The organism is Halocola ammonii (assembly GCF_049334165.1).
Classification (GTDB): Bacteria; Bacteroidota; Bacteroidia; order Flavobacteriales_D; family Sanyastnellaceae; genus JBEGHD01.
In genome coordinates, this window is sequence record NZ_JBEGHD010000024.1 from 1 (window position 1) to 6,707 (window position 6,707).

The 6,707-nt window shown below is 45.6% G+C and carries 8 protein-coding genes; 5 read left to right on the top strand and 3 right to left on the bottom strand.

Going from position 1 to position 6,707, the window contains the following annotated elements:
- Positions 1–288: 288 nt before the first annotated feature.
- Together ABHV44_RS15960 and ABHV44_RS15965 are read right to left on the bottom strand one after the other, a co-directional pair.
- Positions 289–552, bottom strand: coding sequence for a hypothetical protein (locus tag ABHV44_RS15960; RefSeq protein WP_459075720.1), 264 nt, complete (start codon positions 550–552; stop codon positions 289–291).
- Positions 549–905 (bottom strand): helix-turn-helix domain-containing protein, encoded by a 357-nt coding sequence (locus ABHV44_RS15965; protein WP_459075721.1) that lies wholly within the window; start codon positions 903–905, stop codon positions 549–551. Before ABHV44_RS15965 ends, ABHV44_RS15960 begins: the two co-directional genes overlap by 4 nt.
- A gap of 166 nt (positions 906–1,071) precedes the next feature.
- Between ABHV44_RS15965 and ABHV44_RS15970 the strand changes: the two genes are divergently transcribed.
- The 5 genes from ABHV44_RS15970 to ABHV44_RS15990 all read left to right on the top strand — a co-directional run bounded on the left by ABHV44_RS15970 (position 1,072) and on the right by ABHV44_RS15990 (position 6,236).
- Entirely contained in the window at positions 1,072–2,664 is a 1,593-nt protein-coding gene (locus ABHV44_RS15970) for a hypothetical protein (protein ID WP_459075722.1), read from the top strand.
- A 30-nt stretch (positions 2,665–2,694) separates the two neighbouring features.
- Positions 2,695–3,636, top strand: coding sequence for a tyrosine-type recombinase/integrase (locus ABHV44_RS15975; RefSeq protein ID WP_459075723.1), 942 nt, complete (start codon positions 2,695–2,697; stop codon positions 3,634–3,636).
- 18 nt (positions 3,637–3,654) lie between these two features.
- Entirely contained in the window at positions 3,655–4,680 is a 1,026-nt protein-coding gene (locus ABHV44_RS15980) for a tyrosine-type recombinase/integrase (protein ID WP_459075724.1), read from the top strand.
- A gap of 1,085 nt (positions 4,681–5,765) precedes the next feature.
- Complete coding sequence (locus ABHV44_RS15985) at positions 5,766–6,047, top strand: hypothetical protein (RefSeq protein ID WP_459075725.1); 282 nt, start codon at positions 5,766–5,768, stop codon at positions 6,045–6,047.
- Positions 6,048–6,071: 24 nt separating this feature from the next.
- The gene (locus tag ABHV44_RS15990) at positions 6,072–6,236 is read left to right on the top strand and encodes a hypothetical protein (protein ID WP_459075726.1); all 165 of its coding nucleotides are present in this window, start codon (positions 6,072–6,074) and stop codon (positions 6,234–6,236) included.
- A gap of 82 nt (positions 6,237–6,318) precedes the next feature.
- Here ABHV44_RS15990 and ABHV44_RS15995 read toward each other — a convergent pair whose 3' ends face one another.
- Entirely contained in the window at positions 6,319–6,501 is a 183-nt protein-coding gene (locus ABHV44_RS15995) for a hypothetical protein (protein WP_459075727.1), read from the bottom strand.
- Positions 6,502–6,707: the final 206 nt, after the last annotated feature.

Below are 6,707 nucleotides of genomic sequence, written 5' to 3' on the forward strand. Positions count from 1 at the left end.
CTTTTTTAGCGAACTCTCCACCGTTTATTTTTCTGGAAAGTTTAAAAGATTGTTCAGTAATGTAAACCGGGTTCTTGCCCTCGTTGATCACCTTCACACTGATGACGATACTTGTGTGCACATTGTTATTAAACAGGCTGGTAGGCTGCATTAACTGAAACTGTGGCTTTGCTTTAATGTACAGCCTTATCCTGCGTGCATGCCAGGGCAGCAAAAGAAAATTAATGATAAAGGTGAGCACAGCAACAGTTACTGCGATTATAGAAATAATGACAGGCAATCCCACTTTTACCCTTCTTTATTCTCCCCGATCCTAAACCCAATAGGCGTGCGCTCCTGCACTTCTGTTTGTGCAAGGTTTTGAATACCTTCCACCAGTTCAGTAGATTGCTTGAGCGCCATTCTGGCCGCCAGGTTACCTTGATCGGCTTTTTGATTTACTCCCGCCAGGGAAGCATTTAACTGCTGGATTTGCTTCTGCTGGGCCGCGAAAAGAATAGCGGCAAAAATCACCAGGGCAACCAGCATCAATACGAAATCTTCTTTCTTCATTTTACAGTCAGTTTTTGTTGTAAATCCGATTTAATCAGGTACGCTCCAAGGAGTGACTTTACACAGTGCACATCATCAGTATTGAGCTTTTGCACCTGGGAAAACATCTGCAGGAGCTCCTTGTCATTGATCTTTTCCGAGGCCATGTCTTTAGAATCACCGTAGATCAGTTCATCAGCCGACACCTGCAAAGCTTCGGCAATTTTGCGCACCACCTCCACCGTAGGGCTGGCCTGGTTGCGCTCATACCTTGAAATATGTGTGGGGTGCATCTTGATCATCCCGGCCAGCTCCCCTTGCGAAATCTTCCGCTGGGCCCTGAGCTGTTTTAAGTTCTCTCCAAAAGAAGGCATACACTGTTTGTTTTGTCATTGATTATGCGCTAAACGCTTTACAAAGATAAGGTCTTGACAGCTAAAAAGGCGAGTTGTTGAAAAATAGCAGCGTAAAGGTATTTTGAGTAAAAGACTTATATGCTAAGTTTGTAGTCAAATGAGCTTAGAATAAAAATATTCACAAATGACTTCACTCGACACCACTTCTGCCGAATCGCTTCTTTACAAAAATGAAATCCTCACCATTACCGTTTTGGGCGGCCTCAAGCTGGAAGGCCTCGACCGGATGCGGACAACTTTGAAAGTAGAACTCAACGGCAGCAGCCGCCCACCGGTGCGCCACAACCTGGACCTGTACAACGACAACCAGCTGGAGAAATTTATCCGCAAAGTGGCCGAGCGGCACGAGATCGGCACCAGCGTGATAGCAGCCAGCCTGAGCGAGCTGACCGAAGCACTGGAAGAATACCGCCTGGAAAAACTGCAGGAACAAAAGCAGGATGTGTTGCAGCCCAAAATACTGTCTGCGGAAGAAGTGAAAGCGGCAAAAGCTTTTTTAGAAAACCCGAACCTTTTGGACAACACCGGGAAATTAATCGGCAAAAGCGGGGTGATCGGTGAAGAGCTGAACCGGCTTTTGATGTACCTGATCTTTACCAGCCGCAAAAGAGAACAACCGCTGCACATTGTGAGTCTGGGAGCCAGCGGCACCGGAAAAACCCACCTGCAGGAAAAAGTAGGCGAGTTGATCCCGGAAGAAGACAAAATAGAGATCACCACTTTGAGCGAAAACGCTTTTTACTACTTCGGCCAGCGGGAACTGAAAAACAAACTCATACTGATTGAAGATCTGGATGGAGCCGAGAACGCACTTTACCCATTGAGAGAACTGCAAACGAAAAAGCGGATATCGAAAACAGTGGCCCACAAAAACACCAAAGGCGAAACCCGCACAGTTCACCTGGTGGTGGAAGGCCCGTTGAGCGTGGCCGGCTGCACCACCAAAGAGCAGATCTATGAAGACAATGCCAACCGCAGCTTTTTGATCTACCTGGACGAAAGCAAAGAACAAGACTTAAAAATCATGGACTACCAGCGGAAAGTAAGTGCCGGGAAGATCAACCGAGAGGAAGAACTGGAGGCAGCAGAACTGCTGCGCAACTGCCAGCGGATCTTGGAACCGGTAAAAGTGATCAATCCTTTTGCAGAACTGCTCAAACTTCCACAAGAGATTTTTAAGCCACGCAGGACCAACAACCACTATTTGCAATTTATCGAGGTGGTTACTTTTTATCACCAGTTCCAGCGAGAGCAGAAAGCCAACAAAGAAACCGGAGAAGTTTTTATCGAAACCACACTGGAAGACATCCGAAAGGCCAACAGGCTTTTAAAAGAAATCCTGCTGCGCAAGTCAGATGAACTCTCCGGAGCCTGCCGGAACTACCTGGAAAACATCAAAGCTTACCTGGAGCAGGAAGGCAAAAGCCAATTTACCAACCGGGAAATCAGAAAAGCCCTGCGCATCAACGAGAGCAATCAAAAACGCTGGACACTGAGTCTGCTTTACAACTACTACCTGAAACGCGTGAAAGGCACCAGATCCAAAGGCTATGAATACGAGATCACCAGCTATGAAGAATACCGAAAACTAAAAGAGCAGATTGGAAACGTGCTGGATGAAACGCTGGAAAAATTAGCAGCCCCCAAACGTTCAAAGACAGTTCAAAAGAAAAATGAACCACGCAAAACAAAGAAAGTCAGTAAAGTAGGTTCGTAGTTCACGGCAACTTCAAAAAGGTAAGAAAGGATGAAACAATTAAAACTCAAATCACCGGGCTTCAACTATGTGGAACAGTCGTTTAAGGAATGGCTGGATATTTTGGGCTATGCCGAAAGCACCGTTTACCAGCTTCCCAACTACATCCATGAATTTTTTCACTACCTGGAGCAAAACGGGATCCATCATCTTCAGCAGATCGAGCCACAGCATTTTAAAGATCATTTTGATCAGCTCAGATACAGGGCCAACACCCGCAGAGGTGGCGGCCTCTCCAACAACTACCTGAATAAACACCTGCAAGGCCTTTACAAGTTTGCAGAATACTTAAGGCAATCCGGCAGACTTGTTTTACCGGCTTTAAGCATCGAGTGGGAAACAGACGACACACGGGAAATCGAATACCTGACCCAGGAAGAAATCACCGAACTCTATAAAGCCACAGAAGGCTACAACGAAGGAACCCGGTCAGAACCACTCAACGCAAGAGATCGTGCAATACTGACTATTTTTTATGGCTGTGGATTAAGACGAAATGAAGGTTACCACTTAGACCTTTCAGACATCAATTTTGACCGGCAGATCCTCCACGTGCGGAAAGGGAAAAACTACAAGGAGCGCTTTGTGCCGTTCAATAAAACAGCTTCGAACTACCTTCAGGAGTGGATCTATGACTGGCGGCCTTACTTGCTCACCGACAAAAAGGAAGACGCCTGTTTTATCACCCGTATGGGAGAGCGCATGCAGACCCAAAGCATGGCACTGAGATTAAAGCTATTGCAACAGCGAAGTGACGACACCGCCCTGCAGGAAAAAAACGTACGACTTCACGTACTGCGCCACTCCATAGCCACGCACCTTTTGCAAAACGGAATGGGCCTGGAAAAGATCGGGCGGTTTTTAGGCCATACCAGCCTGGAGTCTACGCAGGTTTACACACACCTGGTGGAAATGCAAGAGCAGAAAACATAGAACTAACAGAGTAAAAAAATGCCAAAAATCAGACTTGCCAAATCCAGGGACAGCCGCACCCGGGGAAAAGCCAAAGAACCGGTGAGGCCGGAAGAAGTTGAAAATCTACTACAGCAGTTTGAATCCCGATATGCAGATTTTGCCGATTATTTGCTGGGAAAGGGATACAGCACCACTACTGTAAATCGATACACAAGAGATGCGATGCGTTTTGAAACCTGGATGAAAAAAGAAAACGTGCCAGAGGATGAAGTAAGCTATGCCGACATCTTGCACTACATCCAGTATAAACGATCCCGGGTGCAACAAAGGACGATCAGTACCCTAGTCAACAGCTTAAAACACTACTTCAATTTTTTAGCCGGAGACATAGCCAGGGAAAATCCCACTTCGCAGATCATCATAAGAGGAGTAAAACGCAAACATTTATATGAGATCCTCAGTCGGAAAGAGCTGGAAAGCCTCTACCACGAATTTAAGATCCCGGATAAAGAAACGGATCCGGACAAAAACCAGAACTGGTTCCAGACAAGTGTGTTGGCCAGCAGCAGAAACAAAATCATGTTAGGATTAATGATTTACCAGGGACTGGGAACAACAGAACTCAAAAGGTTAACAGAGAAAGACCTGAAACTGAGAGAAGGTAAAATTTACGTTGCGGGAACAAGACGCAGCAATGAAAGAGAGTTGAAGCTGGAATCACACCAGATCCTGGACCTGATGGAGTACAGCCTGCACACCCGCAAAGAATTGTTGACACTCACCGGAAAAACGACAGACTTACTTTTTATCAGCGCAGGGGCGAGTCGCAATTTTGATAACACCATGCAGAAGCTGATGAAGAAGTTAAAGACGCAAAACCCAAAAATCACCAATGCCAAACAGATCAGGACAAGCGTCATCACTCACTGGCTGAAAAACCACAACTTACGAGAAGTGCAATACATGGCCGGACATCGTTTTGTGAGTTCTACAGAAGCTTACCTGGTTAATGATCTTGACGACCTCCAGGAAGACATTACAAAGTTCCATCCCATTGGTTGACAAAGCTTTTAGCGAATTCATACCGATCGGGTAAAAAAAGAGTTCTTACGAAAAAATATTGGATTACGAAAGGACAGCTGTTTTTTAGGTTTTTTTTAAAAGAGAAACTACAGCCAGGGTAACAAGAGAACTCACAATCCCGCTGATAGTACCGGATACAGAATCTTTTAATATGTCTTGAATGAGTTCCATGAATTACCAGCCAAGGTAAGTAAAATGAATGAAAGTCCCGGTGAAATTACGTTCTGAATCCCGCGCTTCGTTGCTCCTCATGGTCGCAACCCCAACACAGGAAAAGCGGTGTTCCTCCTTCTCTCGTCAGCAAAGCAAGTCGCCAAGCCGTCAAGGCCCATTTTTAGGAAATGAAGTTTTTTAAAGGTCTAAAAAAGAGCCTTGCCGCCCTTCGGGTGCTCCGTAAACTCCGCAGCTTGTCACCTTCCTTGCGTTCCTCGGTCAGTCGTCACGGCAGCCTACTCTGTCTTTTTTGCCCTGCCAGTCGTTCCTTGATGGCAAAGCAAAAAATCCACCGGCTGCCCGTGTTTGTGCTCGCCTGCGGGTCGCTGCGGGCTGCGGCTGACCTGATTGATTTTTAAGCGGTAGCCTTGCTTTTGTTCCGCTTCACTCCGGGTTTTGGTGAATGGAAAAATTACCAAAACCACTGCGTTCAGCTCCACACGTATGTCGCCCAGCCGCCTTCGTTCCTCAGGCTTCCTCTGTGCTCCACCCTTGCTCCACTCGCAGGCGGCTCGCGAGAGCTTGGGCAGTGTCCGCAATCCGTTCGTTCCTCACTCATTGCAGCCACTGCCCAGCCGCTTTAGCTCAAGGCTGTTTTTCCTGTGTTTACCCGCAGTTGAAAAAGTAGGTGTAATCCTTCCGCGCGCAAATGAAAGTGACGTCTTCGAAATAAAATTAGCGTTGCGCTTGGATGCTCATTTTTATCGAAAAGCCGCGCTGGCCCAATCACACAGAGCCAAAGCTTATCAATAAAAATCGAGCTGTAAAATTTTTTTCACCTAAAAGTGACGTTTTTGGTTTTTTGGGGATATATATAAGCAGAAACAATTACTCATTTAAAAATTAAAATCATGAAAAAGAATTTTAAAGAGATCCTGGAAAGAATTAATGAAGCTGCTGATTGGGACAACACCAAACTAAGGCAAAAGGACAAAGCGACTATCAGCTGCCACCCGGATGAATCCTATGAAATGGAGCCATTAAAGAAGGAAATTAGAAATACTCATCCAGGGCATTTTACGAAGGCTGAAGTAGACGCTGCTATCGAACATTGCTGTAAGAAAAAGGGGCAGTCAAGAAATAGGGATGAGTTTTATGAATGCGTTTACAACAGGCTGTTCGAAAAGCTGTAGTTACACGTTCCTAAAAGTGAAGTAATGGGGCCGGATCATGCGGGTGGAATTGCTTCGCTTTTGGGAATGATCCAACGACCGGCAGTGAGGCGGAAGACTTTAAAAACCGGATCGTCAATCTACCAGGAGCGCAGGAAGAAAAAACAGACGGGCAAGGAGCCCGCTACTGCAGGAACTTGCTTAACATAATTGACTTATGGTTCCCGCAGCTTTAGCGGAGTGGCCATAAGAAGCTGTTATGTTAAAGTCTGTTTTTTCGTGCGCTGGCTACTTAATCAACATCCCGTTCCAGTACCCAGAACAAACAATCCTCTTGATGTTCTTTACTGAAATAGCTTTCTGTTGAATGTAGTGTCCATCCTTTGGAGGTAAGGTCGGTTAATCTGGTTCCAAACCATCCATTCTCAACCTTTGAAAAGGGTGTTGTTCCTGTTTGGTATTCTTTTTCCTTCATAATTTAACTGTTTAGAGAAATATGATCATCGATCCTGAGAAAATCAAGGTGGGAATGAAAAAAATGTATCTTGGAGGCATTGCATGGGATGCCTAAAACTCCAATACTACGAAGAGGAAAGGCCTTTAGACGCTTTTGGAAAAAATCTGGAAGTGATCAAGGGAAAATCCGTAGCACCCCAAAAATCTGATGTTAACTACTTCACA

Bases quoted from the DNA above. Each gene is read 5' to 3' on its own strand.
- ABHV44_RS15960 (WP_459075720.1), bottom strand. From the start codon at position 552: ATGAAGAAAGAAGATTTCGTATTGATGCTGGTTGCCCTGGTGATTTTT.
- ABHV44_RS15965 (WP_459075721.1), bottom strand. From the start codon at position 905: ATGCCTTCTTTTGGAGAGAACTTAAAACAGCTCAGGGCCCAGCGGAAG.
- ABHV44_RS15970 (WP_459075722.1), top strand. From the start codon at position 1,072: ATGACTTCACTCGACACCACTTCTGCCGAATCGCTTCTTTACAAAAAT.
- ABHV44_RS15975 (WP_459075723.1), top strand. From the start codon at position 2,695: ATGAAACAATTAAAACTCAAATCACCGGGCTTCAACTATGTGGAACAG.
- ABHV44_RS15980 (WP_459075724.1), top strand. From the start codon at position 3,655: ATGCCAAAAATCAGACTTGCCAAATCCAGGGACAGCCGCACCCGGGGA.
- ABHV44_RS15985 (WP_459075725.1), top strand. From the start codon at position 5,766: ATGAAAAAGAATTTTAAAGAGATCCTGGAAAGAATTAATGAAGCTGCT.
- ABHV44_RS15990 (WP_459075726.1), top strand. From the start codon at position 6,072: ATGGGGCCGGATCATGCGGGTGGAATTGCTTCGCTTTTGGGAATGATC.
- ABHV44_RS15995 (WP_459075727.1), bottom strand. From the start codon at position 6,501: ATGAAGGAAAAAGAATACCAAACAGGAACAACACCCTTTTCAAAGGTT.